Here is an 18,016-nt window from a genome sequence, read left to right as displayed (position 1 = left end):
ATGGCACTGCTGTCTGTTCGCAACCTGCACGCCCGCGTGGGCGACAAGGACATCCTCAAGGGCATCGACCTGGAGGTCGGCCCCGGTGAGGTGCACGCCATCATGGGGCCCAACGGCTCCGGCAAGAGCACCCTGGCGGGCGTGCTCGCCGGCCGCGAGGCGTACACGGTGACGCAGGGCGAGGTCTCGTTCGACGGGCAGGACCTGCTCTCGCTGCCCGCGGAGAAGCGTGCGCTGGCCGGCGTGTTCCTCGGCTTCCAGTACCCGGTGGAGATTCCGGGCGTGGGCAACCTCCACTTCCTGCGCACGGCGCTCAATGCGCAGCGCCGCTCGCGCGGCCTGGAGGAGTTGGATGCGATGGACTTCCTCCAGCTCGCTCGCGAGAAGGCGAAGCTCGTGCAACTCGACACCGCGTTCATGAACCGCTCGGTGAACGAGGGGTTCTCCGGCGGCGAGAAGAAGCGCAACGAGATCTTCCAGATGGCGGTGCTCCAGCCTCGGCTGGCGCTGCTCGATGAGACGGACTCGGGCCTCGACATCGATGCGCTGCGCATCGTGGCCGGTGGCGTGAACGCGCTGCGCTCGAAGGAGCGCGGCATGGTGGTGATCACCCACTATCAGCGGCTGCTCGACTACATCGTTCCGGACCGCGTCCACGTGATGGCGGCGGGGCGCATCGTTCGCTCGGGTGGGCGTGAGCTGGCGCTGGAGCTGGAGGAGAAGGGCTACGGCTGGTTGGGGTTGGAGCAGGCGAAGGCGCCGAAGGAGGCGCGGTCGTGACGTCTGGCCTCGCCCACTACCTGGACGTGGCGACGCGCTTCCAGGCGGAGCGCGCGGATGCTCCTGTCTGGCTCAAGCGCCTGCGTGAAGAGGCGCTGCGCCAGTTCGAGCGACAGGGGCTGCCCACGCCGCGCGATGAAGAGTGGAAGTACACGAGCGTGGCGCCCGTGGAGGCGCGGCCGTTCTCGCTCCCGCGCGAGCTGGTTGGGAGCGCGGACGTGGCGGCCGAGGTGGCGCGCCTGTCGAGCGCGGGTCCCCGGCTGGTCTTCGTGGATGGGCGGCTGGACTCCTCGCTGTCGGTGCTGGGCGGTCTGCCTCGCGGAATGACGCTCAAGCCCCTGCGGGATGCGCTGCGTGATGACGAGGCGGTGCTGGCCGAGGTGCTGGGGCAGCGTGCTCGGGCGGAGGCCCATCCCTTCGTCGCCCTCAACGCCGCGTTGCTGGAGGACGGCGTATTCCTTCGGCTGGGGCGCGGAGTTCGCGGCGAGGCGCCGGTGCAGGTGCTCTTCCTGTCGCGCGCGGGCGGTGAGGCCGTGCTGTCCAGCCCGCGCGTCGTCGTCGTGGCCGAGGAGGGCAGCGAGGCGACGCTGGTGGAGACGTATGCCGGCGCGGGCGCCAGCTTCACCAACACGGTGACCGAGGTGACGCTGGGCGACAACGCGAGCCTGAACCACGTGAAGCTCCAGGTGGAGGGCGACGCGGCGCTGCACCTGGGCGTGCTGCACTCGCGCCTGGGACGAGACAGCCGCTTCGCGTCGCACGCGTTCAACCTGGGCGCGGCGCTGGCTCGCAACGAAGTCCATGCGGCGTTCGCGGGCGAGGGCGGGGACTGCACGCTCAATGGCCTCTTCGTGGGGCAGGGCACGCAGCACTTGGACCACCGCACGGACCTGGACCACGCGGTGCCTCGGTGCACGAGCCGCGAGTTGTACAAGGGCGTGCTGGATGGCCGCGCGCACGGGGCCTTCCATGGACGCGTGCGGGTGCGCGAGAACGCGCAGCGCACGGACGCGCGCCAGACGAGCCGCAACCTGCTGTTGTCGGAGACGGCGCAGGTGGATGCTCGGCCGCAGTTGGAGATCTTCGCGGATGACGTGAAGTGCGCCCACGGCGCGGCGGTGGGGCGGTTGGATGAGAACGCCTTGTTCTACCTGCGCTCGCGCGGCATCGACCGCGCCCAGGCCGAGCAGTTGCTCACGCATGCCTTCGCCAGCGAGCTGGTGCGGGCCGTGCCCGAGGGCAACGTCCGAGCGCGCGTGGAAGCGATGCTGGCGTTGAAGCTGCCGGGCGCGCCCCGGCTCGAGGTGACGGCATGAGCACGCCTGGATTCGATGTGCGCCGCGTCCGCGCGGACTTCCCCATCCTGCACCAAGAGGTCCGAGGCCGACCGCTCGTCTATCTGGACAGCGCGGCCACGGGGCAGAAGCCCCAGGCCGTCATCGACGCGCTGACCCGCTTCTACACGCACGACAACGCCAACGTGCACCGTGGCGTGCACATCCTTTCTGAGCGCGCCACGCAGGCATACGAGGACGCGCGCGAGTCGGTGCGGCGGTTCATCAATGCCCGCGACGCGAAGGAGATTGTCTTCATGCGCGGCACCACGGAGGCCATCAACCTGGTGGCGTCCACGTACGGGCGCAAGCACGTGGGGCCCGGGGACGAGGTGCTCATCTCCGCGATGGAGCACCACTCCAACATCGTCCCGTGGCAGATGGTCTGCGACGCGGTGGGCGCGAAGCTGCGCGTGATTCCGGTGGATGACCGGGGCGAGCTGAGGATGGACGCGGTGGACGCGCTGCTCACCGAGCGCACGCGCATCCTCGCGGTGACGCATGTTTCCAACGCGCTGGGCACCGTGAACCCCGTGCGCGAGCTGGTTCGCAGGGCGCACGCGAAGAACATCCCCGTGCTGCTCGATGGCGCGCAGGCGGTGACGCACCTGCCGGTGGACGTGCAGGACCTGGGCTGCGACTTCTACGCCTTCAGTGGCCACAAGCTGTTCGGGCCCACGGGCATCGGCGTGCTCTACGGCCGGTTGGACGTGCTGGAGGCGATGCCGCCGTATCAGGGCGGCGGGGACATGATCCTCTCCGTCACGATGGAGAAGACGGTCTACAACCGCGTGCCGCATCGCTTCGAGGCGGGGACGCCGGACATGGCCGGCGCGGTGGGACTGGCGGCGGCCATCCACTATCTGGAGTCGGTGGGGATGGCGGCCATCGCGGCGCATGACCAGGCGCTGCTCACCTACGCGACGCAGGCGCTGAGCGCGGTGCCGGGCCTGTCGCTGGTGGGCACGGCGAGCGAGAAGACGGGCGTCCTGTCCTTCACGCTGGCGGACGTGCATCCCCACGACGTGGGCACCATCCTGGACCGCGAGGGCGTGTGCATCCGCACGGGCCACCACTGCGCGCAGCCGCTGATGAAGCGCTTCGGCGTGGCGGCCACGGCGCGCGCGTCGCTGGCCTTCTACAACACGCCCGAGGACGTGGACGCGCTGGTCCGAGGGCTGCACAAGGTGCGGGAGGTGTTCCAGTGAGCTCCGACTTGCAGGACCTCTATCAAGAGGTGGTGCTGGAGCACTCCAAGCGCCCGCGCAACTTCCGCGCGGTGCCGGACGCCAACCGGCAGGCCGAGGGCTACAACCCGCTCTGTGGCGACCAGCTCTCCGTGACGGTGCACATGGAGGGAGACGTCATCCGCGACATCGGCTTCCAGGGACAGGGCTGCGCCATCTCTCGCGCGTCCGCGTCGCTGATGACGGGCGCGGTGAAGGACCGGACGCTCGCGGAGGCCGTGGCGCTGTTCGAGCAGGTGCACGCCCTGGTGACCGAAGGGCCCAGCGCGGTGGACGTGGAGTCATTGGGCAAGCTGGCCGTGCTCTCGGGTGTGAGCGAGTTCCCCGCGCGCGTGAAGTGCGCGAGCCTGGCGTGGCACACGTTGCGTGCCGCGCTGGAAGGCCGCTCGACCTCGGTGTCCACGGAATAGGGAAGGAGAGGCGGACATGCGAGGCATGATGACGGTGCTCGAGCGCGACGTGGACGCGATGCTCATCCCCAGTGGGGACAAGGTGTCGCTGCCCGCGGGCGCGGAGCTGCGGGTGATGCAGACGCTGGGCGGGAATGTCACCGTCCAGGACCCTTACGGTCAGCTCTTCCGCATCAACGAGAAAGACACCTCCGCGCTGGGCGCGGACTTCGCGGCGAAGGTCCCCGAGGCGAGCGCTCCGACGTCGGACGCCTCCGCGGAGGAGTTCAGCGAGGAGAAGGTCTGGGAGCAGCTGCGCACCGTGTTCGACCCGGAGATTCCGGTGAACATCGTGGAGCTGGGCCTGGTGTACCTGTGCAAGGCCACGCCGTTGCCCGAGGGTGGCCAGCGGGTGGACATCCACATGACGGTGACGGCGCCGGGCTGCGGCATGGGGCAGGTGCTCGTGGAGGATGTCCGCTCGAAGGTGTCGTCGCTGCCGGGCGTGAAGGAAGCCCAGGTGGAGCTGGTGTGGGAGCCACCCTGGGACCAGAGCCGCATGACGGACGTGGCGCGGCTCCAGCTCGGGTGGATGTGAGCGTCAGCGGGTGGCGGCCAGACGGTGCGCGGTGAGACCGAGCGCCGCCGTGGCCAGCACGCCCGCGAAGACCTTGGGCCAGCGCTTTCGTGTGGGGGCGGGCTCGCGGTCGCGCAGCTCGGGCACGCGCTCCTCGAAGAGCTCCACCATCGCGCGTTCGAGGGCCGCGAGGTCGTGAGGGTCTCGGCTGGTGACCCAGTTGCCGTCGCGCACCACCGGCTCGTCCACCCAGAGGCCGCCCGCGTTGCTCACGTCGTCGCGGATGCCGGGCCACGAGGTGAGTCGACGTCCCTCCACCAACCCCGCGGACACGAGCACCCACGGCGCGTGGCAGATGATGGCCATGGGCAGGTCCAGCGTGTCCGCGTCGCGCACGAAGTCCAAGGCGAGCGCGTTCTGGCGCAACAGGTCCGGGCTCAGGAAGCCACCTGGTAGCACCAGCGCGTCGAAGTCCGCGGCCTTCGCGTCGCGCAGCGTGGCGTCCACGTGGCGTGCTCGGCCCGGAGTGTGTCGCGCCATCCCCTGCACCGCGCCGGGCTTGAGCGAGACGAGTGTCACGGTCGCGCCCTCGTGCTGGAGCTTCCTGACGGGCCGCGTCAGCTCGGCTTGCTCGAAGCCCTCGGCCGCCAGCACGGCCACTCGCATCCCGGACAGCTTCTTCATCGCGGCCTCCCTCGGAGTGGGCGTGGTCGCACGGCCCATTGCTGTCGGAGACGATGGGGATGGCGCGAGCCGAGGGGAACCGCGCCGCGCGGTCCGCGGACCAGCCCCTGCCCGTGCCCTGGCGTGGCGGCGTCCAGTCGAGGGCGCGCTGTCTCGGGGTGGCGTTGTCCCGCGCGGGGCGGGCGTGCTACCGACCGGACACGTGCGCGGCTTCGCTCCGGCTTGTCCGCCGAGGCTCGGCCGCCGGCTGCCTGGAGGCCCTTCGCATGCTCGCTTCGCTTTCGTCCGGTTCCTGGAGTCACCTGGTGGCGGCCTCGCTGGTGATGCTCACCTGGGGGTGCGCCGCCAGCACGCGGTCGGTCTCCGCGAAGCGAGACGAGGCGATGATGCACGAAGAGGCGGCGCCTCGGCCGAAGCCGAAGTGGGGCCTGGTCATCCACGGCGGCGCGGGGGTGATTTCGCGCGAGAACCTGTCCCCGGAGCGCGAGGCGGCGGTGCGTGCCGCGCTCGCCCAGTCACTGCAGGCGGGGCATGCCGTGCTGGCTCGGGGAGGCAGCAGCCTGGATGCGGTGAGCGCCGCCATTCATGTGATGGAGGACTCGCCGTACTTCAACGCGGGCAAGGGCGCGGTCTTCAACCATGATGGGGTGAACGAACTGGACGCCGCCATCATGGATGGCCGGACGCGGGCCGCGGGCGCGGTGGCGGGCGTGCGTCACATCCGCAATCCCATCGACCTGGCGCGGATGGTGATGGAGAAGTCGCCGCACGTGATGATGGTGGGCGACGGCGCGGAGGCCTTCGCGCGCTCACAGGGCATGGAGTGGGTGGATCCGAAGTACTTCTACACGGAGGAGCGCTGGCAGTCGCTTCAGCGCGCGTTGGAGAAGGAGCGCGAGACGCAACCGTCGGCTCCGGCGTCGTCGCTGACGCCGGGATTGGATCCGGTGACGGGCGACCACAAGTTCGGCACGGTGGGCGCGGTGGCGCTCGATGCCTCGGGCAACCTGGCGGCGGGCACGTCCACGGGCGGCATGACGAACAAGCGGTTCGGACGGGTGGGGGACTCGCCCGTCATTGGCGCGGGCACCTACGCGGACCCTCGCTGCGCGGTGTCCGCCACGGGGCATGGTGAGTTCTTCATCCGCTACACCGTGGCGCGCGACATCTGCGCTCGCGTGGAGTACCAGGGCCTGCCGCTGGCCGAGGCCGCTCATGTCGTCGTCAACGATGTGCTGGTGAAGGCGGGCGGCGAGGGCGGCGTCATCGCCATGGACCACCAGGGCAACGTGACCATGCCCTTCAACTCCAGCGGCATGTACCGCGGCGTCATCGGCGAGGACGGTGTGCCGCACGTGGCCATCTTCCAGGAGTGAGCACGCGGAGCTGGAAAGGGCCTGCTGTGTCTCGCGGGGGCGTGGCGTGGGCTGCGGAGTGGCCTCATCCGGAGGCATGTCGGCCGCGGCGAAGGGCGTTAGGGTGGAGGCATGTGCCGCAACATCAAGCCCCTGTTCAACTTCGCGCCGCCCGCCACGGACGAGGACATCCGCGCGGCCGCGCTCCAGTTCGTCCGGAAGATCGCCGGGACGCGCAATCCCTCGAAGCAGAACACCGACGCCTTCGAGGTCGCCGTGGAGGAAATCTACCGCAGCTCCAAGCGCATGCTGGAGGGGCTCGTGGCGACGACTCCGCCGCGTGACCGGGCCCGCTTCGAGTCCATGAAGCGCCTGCGCTTCAAGAAGGCCGAGCGCGCCCGTCCCCAGGAATGACGAAGGGCCCCGGGCGGGTGCCCGTGGCCCTGTCCGTGACTGCGTCGTCGTGAGCGTTACTGCTTCACGAGGAACATCTCGCGCACCTGGATGAGGTCCACGTCTCCCGCGAAGGCCGAGAACTTCTCGTAGTCACGCGGGGAGATGCGGTTGCGCGGCACCTGGAGCGACTCGTTGAGGGTCAGGGTGCGGCCCTCCTGCTTCTCCGCGCGCGCGAAGTGGCCGAAGTCGCTGTCCACCTTCAGCGACGCCTGCGGATCCGCCAGCTTCCAGCCCTGGGGCATGGTCAGCGTCACCTGCGTGCGGCTGGCCTCCATGCTGTCGATGAACAGCGGCGTGTCGCGCGAGCTCAGCTCCACGTAGCGACGCCCCAGGAGCGCGGGGAAGGTCAGCGCGCCCAGCACCATCTTCTGGTCGCCCTCGAGGCGGCCGAAGCGCGGCACGGTGAACTCGTAGTGCAGCACGAACGGCGCGCCCACCTCGGTCGTGCGGTCCAGCTTCACCGAGGACAGCTCCGCGCCCCCGAAGTAGCGCGACACCGCGCCCTGGAGCGCCTGGTTGCGGCTCTCGGCGGAGAGCTGCTCGAACGCCTCGGCGATCTGCGCCGCCTCGAAGCCCGTGTAGACCTCGTCGCCCTTGCCCGTGAGCTTCCCGTCCGCGGACAGCTCCAGGTCCAGCTTCACCTGCTTGCCCGGACGGTCCTTCAGCGCGGGCGTGGTGACCTTCTGCTGCGCCTTGCCGGGCTCGGGCATCAGGTACGCCTCGCGCTCGCCCATGGCGGTCTCGGGCAGCTCGCCGAACGGGCCGAAGCGCACCGAGGTGTCCACCCAGACCGGCGCCTCGCCCGGGACCTCCACGCGCAGCGCGGCGTAGGGCAGGAGCTGCTCGTTGGGGAAGAGGTACGGCGCGGGCGGCGTGTTGAAGGTGCGCACGGCGGCCACGCGTGAGGGGATGCCCAGCGTCTCCAGCCCCGCCTTCAACACCGTGAGGCGGCTGCCTCGGTCCTGAGCCACCGTGGAGGCCGCGGACTGACCCAGCCCCGTGTCGCGCCCGGAGAAGCGCTTCATCACCGCGGCGTGCAGGGCCTTCACGGCCTCCAGGCCCTTCTTGCCCTCGGTGGCCTGCTTCGCGAAGGCCTCGACCTCGGTGGTGCGCTGCCAGCGGTCCTGGAACGCGTCGCCGTACACCTGCACGAGCCCGTCATTGCCCGTGGCGCCGGTGCCCACGACGACGAACGGCAGGTACTCGTTGCCAGAGGGCGGCGCGTCCGGCTCGGGGATGAAGGGCGGCACGCGGCGGGCGTCGTAGTGGAAGACTTCCTGGTCGCCCTGCACCACCGGCTCCGGCGCCTTCATGTTGTGCGCGTCCACGCGCAGGTTGCTGCCCTTGGGCGCCACCACCGTGTACGTGGACCAGGCGTTGGGCTGGTTGGCGATCTGGAAATAGAACGCGGACGCGGCGAAGCCCGGCTGCGCGGGGCCGCGGTCGCCCTCGGCCAACAGGTACTCGACCTCCACGTAGTCGCCCACCTGCACGCCGGGCAGGCTCATGGTGTCCTTGCCCTCGATGTTCTCCGGCTCCAGCACGCGGCCGTCGGCCTTCAGCGTGCGCAGCGCGAGCAACTGCGCGCCGCGGGGCAGGTTGACCTCGGCGATCTCCTGCACGCCGGACTGCTCCAGCGCCTTCTGGATGGTGTGGATGCGGTTGACCAGCGAGCCGTCCGGGAAGGCCTGCACGGCGGCCGCGTCCAGCACGTAGGCCGCGGCGCTGCCGCCCGTGACGGGCGAGGCCTCGTACGCGCGGATGGCCTCGCGCCCGTCGATGGCGTGGGCCTGGAGCAGCTCCTTGCCCGTCTTCGCGCGCTCCACCGCCCGGCGCAGGGTGAGGTCGCTGCCGTCCAGCATCAGCGCCTGCTCGCGCAGCGCCAGGGCCTCGGCCTTGTCGCCCGCGTACTCGCGCACGTCGGCCAGGCGCTCCAGCAGCTCCTTGTTGCGCGGCCAGATGGTGAAGAGCGAGCGCAGCACGCGGGTGGCGTCATCGAAGCGGCGCAGGCCGATGTACGCGTTGGCGAGCGCGGCGCCGGTGGTGACGTTGTCCGGGTCCCGCGCCAGCATGGTGGCGTAGGCCTGGGCCGCGGCCTCCGGCTCGCCGCGGGTGCGCGCATGGTCCGCCTGTCGCGCCAGCGCGCCGGGGCAGTTCTCCTGCGCGCCCATGAGCATGTCCGCGCGCGCCACGGCGTCGCGCTTGCGGGCGAGGTTGTACTGGAGCGCCACGGCGTCGCAGAGGCCGGGCTGGGCCTCCAGGGCCGCTTCGAGCGCGACCTCCGCCTGCGGATCCACGTCCAAAGCGAGCGCCGCGCGGGCCAGCATCAGGTGCACGGCGGAGCCGGTGGGCTTCGCCGCGTCGCGCGCGGTCTTCAGCGCCTCCAGGGCCTGCGCCGCCTGGCCTTCATCCAGGAAGAGGTCCGCGCGCAACAGCTGCGCGGCCACGTTGCCCGGGTCCTTGGCGAGCACGGCCTCCAGGTCGCGCGTGGCGCGGCCACGGGCCACCTTCGCGGGGATGGTGCGGTCCTGCGAGGCCAGCTCCGCGCGCAAGGCGAGCAGCGCGGGCGAGGTGGGCTCCACCGTGGCCATCAGCCGCCGCGCGCCATCTCCATCGCGGCCCATGCCGTCGCGCACGGCGAGGAAGGTGGCGAGCGTGTCCCCGGCCTCTCCACGCAGGGCGGCCGCGAGGTCCTCCGAGGTGGCGTACTGGAGCGGGGCCTCGGCGGGGGGCACTCCTGCGCCCCATGCTGGAGCCGCGCCCGTGGCCGCGGTGTAGCGAACGGCCGAGGGCTTTCCGTCCGCCCGCAGCAGCGCGAAGGTGAACACGCCCGTGGTCTCGTCGCGCGACACGCTGGTCACGATGCGGTGCTTGCCCGGCTTCAGCGACACCGCGCGCGCCGTCACGGTGGAGGCCGCGCGCGTCCAGCGCTGGCGCTCCAGCACCGGCGTGCCATCCAGCAGCACGCGGTGCGAGGTCTGGCTCACCGAGCGCACCACGTAGTCACCCGGCTCGGTCACCTCGGCGTCGAACGCGAGCACGTACATGTCCCCGTGGCCGGGCTCCCCGCCCAGGTCCAGGCGCCCGTCTGGCGCGTGCACGGTGCGGGTGGCCAGCGGGCCGAACGCGCCGGTGAAGGGGCCCGCGAGCGAACCGTCCTTCTCCGGGGGGAGCAGGTCCCGGAAGGAGAGGATGTGGAAGGGCGAGAAGGGGCCCACCACCGTCGCCTCGCTCACGCCGCCCAGGTCCTTGAGGTCCTGCGCCTGCCGCGCGGTGTCGCCGCGGAAGGTGTGGATGGACAGGCGCGCGCCCCGGAGGAGATACGCCGCCTCACCCTGGACGCCCGCGGCCAGCGCGGCCTCGACGCCTTCGAGGATGCTGTCGTCCATCGCGGGCGAGGTGCCCACCAGGTCCAGCGCGTAGCGCGCGGCGGGCACCGCGAGCGGGTGGCGCGGCGCGCGCTTCACCAGCTCCAGCGAGGCGGTGAGCGCGGGGGCCGTGCGGCCCGCACGGCGCGCCAGCAGGGCCTGACCCTGGAGCGCGTACGGGTCGTTCGGATCCTTGGCGAGCGCCGCGTCGAAGCGCTGCTGGGCGAGCGCCGCGTCTCCCGCCATGAGGTACGCGTGGAAGCCGGCGAAGGCGAGGGTGCGCGCCTCGGGGGAGCCGCTCTGCGCGCGCTCGGCGGCGGCCTCCAGGACTCGGGGCGTGACGGTGGGCTTGGGGCAGCCGGTCAGTCCGGCGACGAGAGCGAGCGCGGCGAGGCTGCGGTGGAGGGTGCGCATAGGAGTGTCGAGGGATAGTGCAATCCCACGCACGAGGCCATATTCCCTGCGCCTTCTCCGAATGCGCGGCTGCTACCGGCGCTTGGGGGGCTTGGGGGGAGGCTGCTTGATGGGCTGGCGCTTGGGCGGGGGCGGTGGGGTGGCGACCCGCTTGGGGGGCACCACGGCCTTGGTGGGCACCGCCACGGCCACCGTGCGCGTGGGCGGCGGGGAGACGGCGACCGGTGCCTCCACCGGGAGCGGGGGCGCGCGCCGGACCGCGTAGGTGAGGCCTTCCGCGCGGCACGTCCCCTCCACGCAGCCGAACGCGGGGGTGGGGGCCCCGCCGAACTGCTCCTGCCAGCCGGGGCCCAGGTCGAGCGGCTCGGCGATGGCGCGGCGGTCCTTGCCGCTGCCGACGTAGGCCTGGAGCACGCCGTCGGCGTCCAAGGACAGCTCCAGCCGGGCCTCGCCCTCGGGAGAGGCGAGCCCGAGCATGGTGCCGCGGCGCTCGCCCAGCGCCCACTCGAGGGCCAGCGGCGCGCCCGCGCCGTTGTGCAGGAGCGCCACGTAGCGGCCCGTGCTGCCCACGAGCATCAGCGCGGCGACGGGCTCCGGGGCGGGGCCGTACAGCATGGCGCGCGCCCGGCGGCTGAAGGTGGGCGGAGGCGCGTCGGCGCGCACGCGCGCGGTCAGCTCCGCGATGTCACCCTCCAGGCCCACCACGTCCAGGCGCGCGCGGCCCACGCGCGACTGCCCGTCCACGGCGGGGAACACCAGCGCCTTCTCCTCGAACGCCACGGGGCGTCCGGCCACCAGCACGGAAGGGGCATCCGGGCCTTCGCCCAGCACCACCTTGCGCTTCTCCGCCCCCGTCTCCAGCCGGCCCGTGCCCGTGCGGGGCGAGGGCGGCCCGAGGTCCGCCATGATGGCGGCGCCCGGTGCCACCGCGGGGCGCCGCTCACCGGCGCGCAGCCACGCCACGCCCAGCACGGCCAGCGCCGCCAGCACCACCACGACGGCCGCGGCGCGCAGCGTGGCGCCCACCAACCGGCGCATCGCGTGGCGGAAGCGCTGCATGCGCGTGAGCCGCAGCGGCGCCAGCGAGGGCAGGCTCCCTGGGACCAGCGGCTCCAGGTCCGTGATGAGCGCGGTGACCGTCTGATAGCGGTCCGCGGGGTCTGGCTTGAGGCAGCGCGTGACGATGCCGTCCACCCGCGGATCCAACCCCGGCCGGCGGCGCGAGGGCAGGTCGAAGGTGCCCAGCGGCACCTCGCCGGTGAACATCTCGTAGAGGATGACGCCCAGCGAGAAGATGTCCGCGCGCGCGTCCGCGCTCTTGGCGTCCACGCGCTGCTCGGGCGCCATGTACGACACGGTGCCCATGGACACGTGCGTGGACGTCAGGGCGTAGCGCGAGGAGGCGTTCGCGTCGTCCAGGAACGAGGCCAGTCCGAAGTCGGACACCTTGGCGATGCCGCCGGCCTGCTGGTCCAGCAGGATGTTCTCCGGCTTCAGGTCCCGGTGGATGACGCCGCGGCCGTGCGCGTACTCGATGGCCCGGCAGATCTCCAACATGCGCCGCAGCAGCACGGGAGAGTCCTGCGGGGGCGTGCGCATGAGCTCGCGCAGGCTGGGCCCGTCCACGAACTCCATCACCAGGTAGTAGGTGGTGGTGGTGTTGCCCTTGTCGACGATGGAGACGACGTGGGGGTGGCTCAGCGCGGCCAGGGCCGCGGCTTCCTTCTGGAAGCGCGCGATGAAGGACGGGTCCTTGGCCAGCTCCGGGTTGAGCAGCTTCACCGCGACAGTTCGGCCGAGTGACAGCTGGGTGGCCTTGTGGACCTCGCCCATGCCTCCCGTTCCAACGAGCTTCTCGAGGCGGTAGCCGGTGATGAGATCCGGGGTGCGGTGCCGGCTGATCGCCGTGGGTTCAATCGAGGACATGGGGGGGCGTGCGCGGCCCGCAGGCTAACAGATTCGCGGCGGCGCGGCGGCGCGCTGTCTCCCCGACGATGGGCCCGGGTAGAGCCCACCCCAGCAGTCAGGCAGGCGGGCCTGACGGGCTCACGAGTCGCTGGGGGCCGTCTGCAGCACGGCGCCGCGCAGGGTGGAGCGCACCTGGTTGAGCGAGGCGCGCATCTGCGCCTGGCGCACGGACGCGCCCACGGCGCGGGCCAGCGACTTGAGGATGGAGATCTCCTCCGGCCGCCACACCCGCGCGCGCTCGCAGTCCTCGAAGCCGATGAACCCCCACCACTCGCGGGCCGGGGTGATGGGGCAGAGCAGCGAGGAGTGCACGCCCTGCTGCACCAGCAGCTCGCGCATCATCACCGGGGCCTCCGCCGTGGGGCACGCCACCGCGAGCCCGCCCTCCAGCATGTCCGCCCAGCCCGGCGCGAAGTCCCGGAAGGCGAAGGTGCGCAAGGAGGCGTTGGCCAGCGGCGAGGCGATCCCCGGCTTCGCCCACGCGTGGCGCAGGTCCGCCACGAAGCGGCCCTTGGTCGAGAAGGAGGGGGCGCGGTTCTCGAAGATGAAGGCCCGGTGAACGCCCAGCGTATGCGCCACCATGCCCAGGGCCTCGGCGCCGGTCGCGGGGACGAGCCCCTTCTCCAGCAGCAACCGCGAGGCTTCGGACACTTTGACGAAGGCTTCGACCATGGGGGTTCTCCCGATAGGTGGGATGGGGGGATCCACACCTGTCGCGAATGAGACGTCACTCGCTTAAGTCGTATTAAGCCGATTTCCCGCCGTCCTGTCAAATCACAGCAATGCTGGAAGGGTCGGAGGGCAGCCGAGTGGACGGGGAATCCCCAGAAACGCCACGAGGGCGCCCCTGTGAAAGGGCGCCCTCGGGTGACTCCGCGAACGCGCGGAGGACAGCGAACTACTTGGTGGCCGGGGCGGCCGCGTCCTTCGCGGCAGCGGCCTTCTTGCCGCCCTTCTTCGCGGCCGGCTTGGCCTCCGGCTTGGCCTCGGCGGCAGGAGCGGCCTCAGCGGCAGGAGCAGCGGCCTCCGTCTTCGCCTCGGCGGCGGCCGGCTTGGTCTCCGCGGCGGCCGGGGCCGGGGTGTTGGCAAACGCGGTGGTGGCGGCGAGGACGGCGGCGACGATCAGGGTCTTCATGGAACGCTCCGATGCGACGGTCCGGCGCGGAATTGCGTCGGCTTGCGGACAGGGGCTTGAGCACCCGCCATGCCAGGACTGCATTCACAGCAACTCCGCTGGGTTCGCGCGCTGCCCTCCCGTTGCGCCTGGGGAGAAACTCCTCAGTTGGAATGCAAACATTGGGTGCAGGCTCCCCAAGCAGGCGCGGGTTGCTTTGACGACACCCCCTCTCTTGAGCAAGCTGCGTCGGCCGTCCGCGTCAGAATCATGCGATGGCAGGCCCGGCCCGTTCTCGCTCCGCATGTCGCGGGGCCAGGGGCAGGGAGAGACGGTGTATGCGGTACCTCCTGGTCGCAACGGGCGTGGCATGGGTCGGGACGGGGTGTGCCGCGGTGGGCATCGCACCCGAGCGGCTGGAGGCCCAGGTGATCGAGGCGGACCGGTGGCAGCGCGCCTATCAACAGGAGCGCGAGCGCACCGAGGCGCTGGCGGTGCGGCTGGCCGCGACGGAGGCCGCGCTGGAGGAGCAGGCGCAGGAGCGCGCGGAAGCCGAGCAGCTCGAGCGCGCGCTGCGGGTGGACGAGCTGGGGCGCGCGGAAGTGGAGCGCCACGCCCTGGAGGAGCACAACGCGCAGCTTCAGGCGAAGCAGCGCGAGCTGGCCGCGATGCACGAGGAGCTGTCGGACGTCTGGTACGAGTCCGCGCTGGAGCGCGCGCGCCGTCGCACCTTGCCGCCGCTGCCTCATCGCCAGGGAGAGGATGGGGGCTCGGCGGGGGCTGACGACGGGACCTCTCATTGATGCGCCGAGGTCCGTGCCGGGTGGAGTCACTGGCGTGATGAGTTCCCGGACGCCGCTGCGGGGCTACCGCGCGGGCTTCTTCTTCGTGGTGGTGCTGCTGTCAGCCGTCACCGGCTTCACGCTGTGGACGGAGATGCGCACCGGGCGCCAGGTGGACGGGTTGGTGGGCGAGGCCCTCAACCGCGCGGATCTCATCGGGCGCATTCGCGTGTACGTGATGTCGCTGGAGTCCGCCATCGAGGCGCACATCCGGGCCACGGACGACGCCGAGCGCAAGGAGGCCGACGCGGTGATGGAGGAGATCCTCTCCGACATCCGGTTGGCCTCGGACGCGTACACGCGCGACATGCCGCTGGGCGAGAAGGCGGTGTGGCTGCGCTTCAACGCGGCCTGCCAGGGGCTGGCGGATCAGGTCCGCGCGGCGGCGGTGTTCTCTCGCCAACGCGAGGCGGAGCGCGCGCGCCGGCACCTGGTGGAGGGCATCCGCCCCATGGCCCTCGAGGTGGATGCGCTGGCGGGGCAGCTGGCGCAGGAGAACTCGGATGGCACGCGCGAGCTGTTGGGGCACCTGGCCACGCTGCGCGTGCGCAACACGGCCCTGGGCGCGGGGGCCACGCTGCTGGCCATCCTCGTGTCCATGTTGGTGGGCCTGCACATCATGTCCGTGCTGCGCCGCCAGGACGCCACCATCCAGGGACAGCTGGAGGAGTTGGGGCGGCACAACCAGGAGCTGGATTCGTTCACCCGGCGCGTGGCGCACGACCTGATGAGCCCGCTGGCGCCGCTGAAGGGCTACCTGACGCTGGTGCGGCGCTCGGGCGAGGTGAAGAACCCGGGCGTGCTGGAGATGCTGGCCCAGTGCGAGTCGAGCGCGGTGCGCATGGGCGAGCTCATCGAGGCGCTCCTGCGCTTCTGTCGGGCCGGGACGCGCGGCGAGCACACGGCGGGCGAGCTGGACACGGCGGTGAGCACGCTGCTGTTGGAGGTGAGCCAGACGGCCGCCGCGCAGGGCGTGGCGCTGGAGCGCGAGTTGGAGGCGGGTGTGGCGGTGGACTGCCCCGGCCAGTTGCTCCAAGTGGTGGCGCGCAACCTCTTGTCCAACGCGGTGAAGTACACGGCGGGCCGGCCGGAGCCTCGGGTGACGGTGCGGGTGGCCACCGCGGGCACGGATGCGGTGCTGGAGGTGACGGACAACGGCCTGGGCATGAGCGCCGCCACGCAGGCCTCGTTGTTCCAGCCGTTCTTCCGGGCGCCCGAGGTGCGCGGCATCCCGGGCCACGGCCTGGGACTGGCCACCACCCGGCGCGTGGTGGAGGCGCATGGCGGCACGCTGGTGGTGCACTCCGAGGAGGGGAAGGGCACCCGCATGACTGTGCGCTTCCCCAAGGTCTCCGGTTCCACGCTGACCGGAGGAGCGCCCGCGACCGTGGAGTCCGGGCAGAACCGTGCTAGTGCAGCGCGCAAGGCCCTCTGATGAGCACAGCGCGAATCCTGGTCGTGGACGATGACCCGCATGCGCGGGACCTGTTGCAGCGGTTGTTGGGCATGCTCGGGTCGGTGACGCAGGCGGCGGATCCAAAGGGCGCGGCCGAGCGCATCGGCGAGCAGCCCTTTGACCTGGTGCTCACCGACATGGCCATGCCCGAGCCCGGCGATGGGCTCAAGGTGTTGCAGGAGGTGCGCACGCACCTGCCGGACACGCCCGTCATCGTGGTGACGGCGTTCGGCAACATCGAGGGCGCGCTCGACAGCATCCAGCAGGGCGCGTTCGACTACCTGCCCAAGCCCTTCGACGTGGACGCCATCCTGCGCGTGGCGCGGCGCGCGCTGGAGCAGAAGCGGCTGGTGGAGGAGAACCGCACGCTGCGCAAGCAGGTGGAGCGCACGTCGCTGGTGGGCCGCAGCCCCGCGCTGCTGGAGGTCTACAAGCAGGTGGCTCGCGCGGCCACGAGCAACGTCCCGGTGCTCATTACCGGCGAGACGGGCACGGGCAAGGAGATGGTGGCCCGCGCGCTGCACCGGCGCTCCACCCGCGCACAGGCGGCGTTCATCCCCGTGGACTGCGGCGCCATCACCGAGTCGCTGATGGAGAGCGAGCTGTTCGGCCACGCGAAGGGCAGCTTCACGGGCGCCTCGGGCGCGCGGCGCGGTCTCTTCGAGGAGGCCCACGGCGGCACGCTGTTCCTGGACGAGATTGGCGACGTGGGGATGAAGGTGCAGTCCCAGTTGCTGCGCGTGCTCCAGGAAGGGGAGATCCGCCGCGTGGGCGAGAGCGTCCCGGTGAAGGTGGACGTGCGCGTGCTCGCGGCGACGAACAAGGACCTCAAGGCGCGCGTGGCCGAGGGTCTGTTCCGCGAGGACCTCCTGTACCGACTGGACGTGGTGCACCTGCACCTGCCCCCGCTGCGCGAGCGGCGCGAGGACATCCCCTCGCTGGTGGATCACTTCGCATCGCTGCATGCGCGGGGTGGGGCCCGTCCGGTGGTGACCACGGACGCCATGGCTCGGCTGACCGCGTATGACTGGCCGGGCAACGTGCGCCAGTTGGAGAACGTGGTGGCGCGCGCGCTCGCGCTCAACGTGACGGGCGTGCTGGGGCCGCAGGACTTCCCCGAGCCCATTGGTGACGCGCCCAAGCGACTCACGGGTGGACTGGCCGGAGACCTCCCCAGCCTGGCTGAGCTGTCGCGGCGCTACGCGGCTCACGTGCTCCAGCACGTGGGTGGCAACAAGAGCGAGGCGGCGCGGTTGCTCGCGGTGGACCGCAAGACGCTCTACAAACTGCTGGAGACGCCCGAGCAGGGCGAGCCCCCCCTTCCCTCGGGAGAGGGGCGGAGCTGAAGGCCGTACCCAAGTCAGCCGCTTCGGAAGAAGTCCCCGCGCGCCCGGTGCTCGCGGTCTCGGCGGTGCGCAGGCGCCATGGCGACGCCGTGGCGTGGACGGGCCGTCGTTCCAGGTGAAGTCTCGCGCGGACAGCATCCACGTCGAGGGCGTGAACCTCGCCACCGAGCGCTCGCGGGCGCTGGAGCGCACGGACTTCGCGGCGATGTACGCGCCGCTGCCGGGCAACCTCACCGTCGTGCAGGACCTGCGCATCTTCGGGTTGCTGTACGGGGGGCCTCGCTGGTGGCCCGCATCGAGGAGGTGCTGGCGCAGTTCGGCCTCCAGGCGTTCCTGGACGTGAAGTGCGGCGTGCTCTCTTCGGGTGCGCAGACGCGCGTGGCGTTGGCCAAGGCCCCGTTGAAACGTCCGTGGCTCTTGTTTCTCGACGAGCCCACCGCATCGCTGGACCCGGCGACGGCTCAGGACCTGCGCGCGAAGATTCGTGTGTTCGCCGCCGAGGGGCCCGGCGGGGTCCTCTGGACGTCGTACGGCCTGCACGATGTGACCGCCTGTTGTTTCTCGCGCGTGGGCGCATCCTGCTCGAAGGCAATCCGTGGACGCTGCCGCGCGAGCACGGCAAGCAGACGCTGGAAGGACTCTTCATCACCGTCGCGCGCGAGCCCCTCTCGCTGGGAAAGGCGTGA

15 protein-coding genes and 1 pseudogene are annotated in these 18,016 nt (G+C 71.4%); 11 read left to right on the top strand and 5 right to left on the bottom strand.

Going from position 1 to position 18,016, the window contains the following annotated elements; genetic code table 11:
- The 5 genes from sufC to sufT are packed head-to-tail and all read left to right on the top strand — an operon-like array spanning window position 1 to window position 4,348.
- A complete protein-coding gene (gene sufC, locus KRR26_RS25960) occupies window positions 1–780 on the top strand; it encodes a Fe-S cluster assembly ATPase SufC (protein ID WP_120210039.1) in 780 nt (259 codons plus the stop codon).
- Complete coding sequence (sufD, locus tag KRR26_RS25955; protein ID WP_120210040.1) at window positions 777–2,096, top strand: Fe-S cluster assembly protein SufD; 1,320 nt, start codon at window positions 777–779, stop codon at window positions 2,094–2,096. Before sufC ends, sufD begins: the two co-directional genes overlap by 4 nt.
- Entirely contained in the window at window positions 2,093–3,322 is a 1,230-nt protein-coding gene (locus KRR26_RS25950; protein ID WP_217081123.1) for a cysteine desulfurase, read from the top strand. Before sufD ends, KRR26_RS25950 begins: the two co-directional genes overlap by 4 nt.
- A complete protein-coding gene (sufU, locus tag KRR26_RS25945) occupies window positions 3,319–3,771 on the top strand; it encodes a Fe-S cluster assembly sulfur transfer protein SufU (protein ID WP_120210042.1) in 453 nt (150 codons plus the stop codon). Before KRR26_RS25950 ends, sufU begins: the two co-directional genes overlap by 4 nt.
- A 16-nt stretch (window positions 3,772–3,787) precedes the next feature.
- The gene (sufT, locus tag KRR26_RS25940) at window positions 3,788–4,348 is read left to right on the top strand and encodes a putative Fe-S cluster assembly protein SufT (protein WP_120210043.1); all 561 of its coding nucleotides are present in this window, start codon (window positions 3,788–3,790) and stop codon (window positions 4,346–4,348) included.
- 3 nt (window positions 4,349–4,351) lie between these two features.
- On the opposite strand, the gene KRR26_RS25935 is transcribed toward sufT, so the two are convergent.
- Complete coding sequence (locus tag KRR26_RS25935) at window positions 4,352–5,011, bottom strand: type 1 glutamine amidotransferase domain-containing protein (RefSeq protein ID WP_217081122.1); 660 nt, start codon at window positions 5,009–5,011, stop codon at window positions 4,352–4,354.
- Window positions 5,012–5,394: 383 nt separating this feature from the next.
- Here KRR26_RS25935 and KRR26_RS25930 point away from each other — a divergent pair, with 383 nt between their 5' ends.
- Together KRR26_RS25930 and KRR26_RS25925 are read left to right on the top strand one after the other, a co-directional pair.
- Entirely contained in the window at window positions 5,395–6,387 is a 993-nt protein-coding gene (locus tag KRR26_RS25930) for an isoaspartyl peptidase/L-asparaginase family protein (RefSeq protein WP_407931739.1), read from the top strand.
- 111 nt (window positions 6,388–6,498) lie between these two features.
- Complete coding sequence (locus tag KRR26_RS25925) at window positions 6,499–6,780, top strand: DUF2277 domain-containing protein (protein WP_120210046.1); 282 nt, start codon at window positions 6,499–6,501, stop codon at window positions 6,778–6,780.
- A 56-nt stretch (window positions 6,781–6,836) separates the two neighbouring features.
- Here the strand turns inward: KRR26_RS25925 and KRR26_RS25920 are convergent, their stop codons facing one another.
- The 4 genes from KRR26_RS25920 to KRR26_RS25905 form a co-directional block, all read right to left on the bottom strand.
- Window positions 6,837–10,604 (bottom strand): tetratricopeptide repeat protein, encoded by a 3,768-nt coding sequence (locus KRR26_RS25920; RefSeq protein WP_217081120.1) that lies wholly within the window; start codon window positions 10,602–10,604, stop codon window positions 6,837–6,839.
- A 72-nt stretch (window positions 10,605–10,676) separates the two neighbouring features.
- The gene (locus tag KRR26_RS25915; protein WP_120210048.1) at window positions 10,677–12,530 is read right to left on the bottom strand and encodes a serine/threonine-protein kinase; all 1,854 of its coding nucleotides are present in this window, start codon (window positions 12,528–12,530) and stop codon (window positions 10,677–10,679) included.
- Between the two features lie 120 nt (window positions 12,531–12,650).
- On the bottom strand, window positions 12,651–13,244 hold the full coding sequence (locus KRR26_RS25910; protein WP_120210049.1) for a GAF domain-containing protein: 594 nt from the start codon (window positions 13,242–13,244) through the stop codon (window positions 12,651–12,653).
- Window positions 13,245–13,470: 226 nt separating this feature from the next.
- A complete protein-coding gene (locus KRR26_RS25905) occupies window positions 13,471–13,707 on the bottom strand; it encodes a hypothetical protein (protein ID WP_120210050.1) in 237 nt (78 codons plus the stop codon).
- Between the two features lie 317 nt (window positions 13,708–14,024).
- On the opposite strand from KRR26_RS25905, the gene KRR26_RS25900 reads away from it, so the two are divergent.
- From KRR26_RS25900 to KRR26_RS25885, 4 genes and pseudogenes are all read left to right on the top strand, one after another.
- Window positions 14,025–14,489, top strand: coding sequence for a hypothetical protein (locus KRR26_RS25900; protein ID WP_120210051.1), 465 nt, complete (start codon window positions 14,025–14,027; stop codon window positions 14,487–14,489).
- A gap of 37 nt (window positions 14,490–14,526) precedes the next feature.
- Window positions 14,527–15,963 carry a sensor histidine kinase gene (locus KRR26_RS25895; protein ID WP_236069198.1) on the top strand — a complete coding sequence of 479 codons (1,437 nt, stop codon included), beginning with the start codon at window positions 14,527–14,529 and terminating at the stop codon, window positions 15,961–15,963.
- On the top strand, window positions 15,963–17,330 hold the full coding sequence (locus KRR26_RS25890; RefSeq protein WP_120210053.1) for a sigma-54-dependent transcriptional regulator: 1,368 nt from the start codon (window positions 15,963–15,965) through the stop codon (window positions 17,328–17,330). The genes KRR26_RS25895 and KRR26_RS25890 overlap by 1 nt, the downstream gene beginning before the upstream one ends.
- A pseudogene (locus KRR26_RS25885) lies at window positions 17,327–18,016 on the top strand (ATP-binding cassette domain-containing protein). The gene KRR26_RS25890 and the pseudogene KRR26_RS25885 overlap by 4 nt, the downstream one beginning before the upstream one ends.

This window comes from Citreicoccus inhibens (genome assembly GCF_019039035.1).
GTDB lineage: Bacteria > Myxococcota > Myxococcia > Myxococcales > Myxococcaceae > Citreicoccus > Citreicoccus inhibens.
This window is presented reverse-complemented; position numbering and strand designations above follow the sequence as displayed.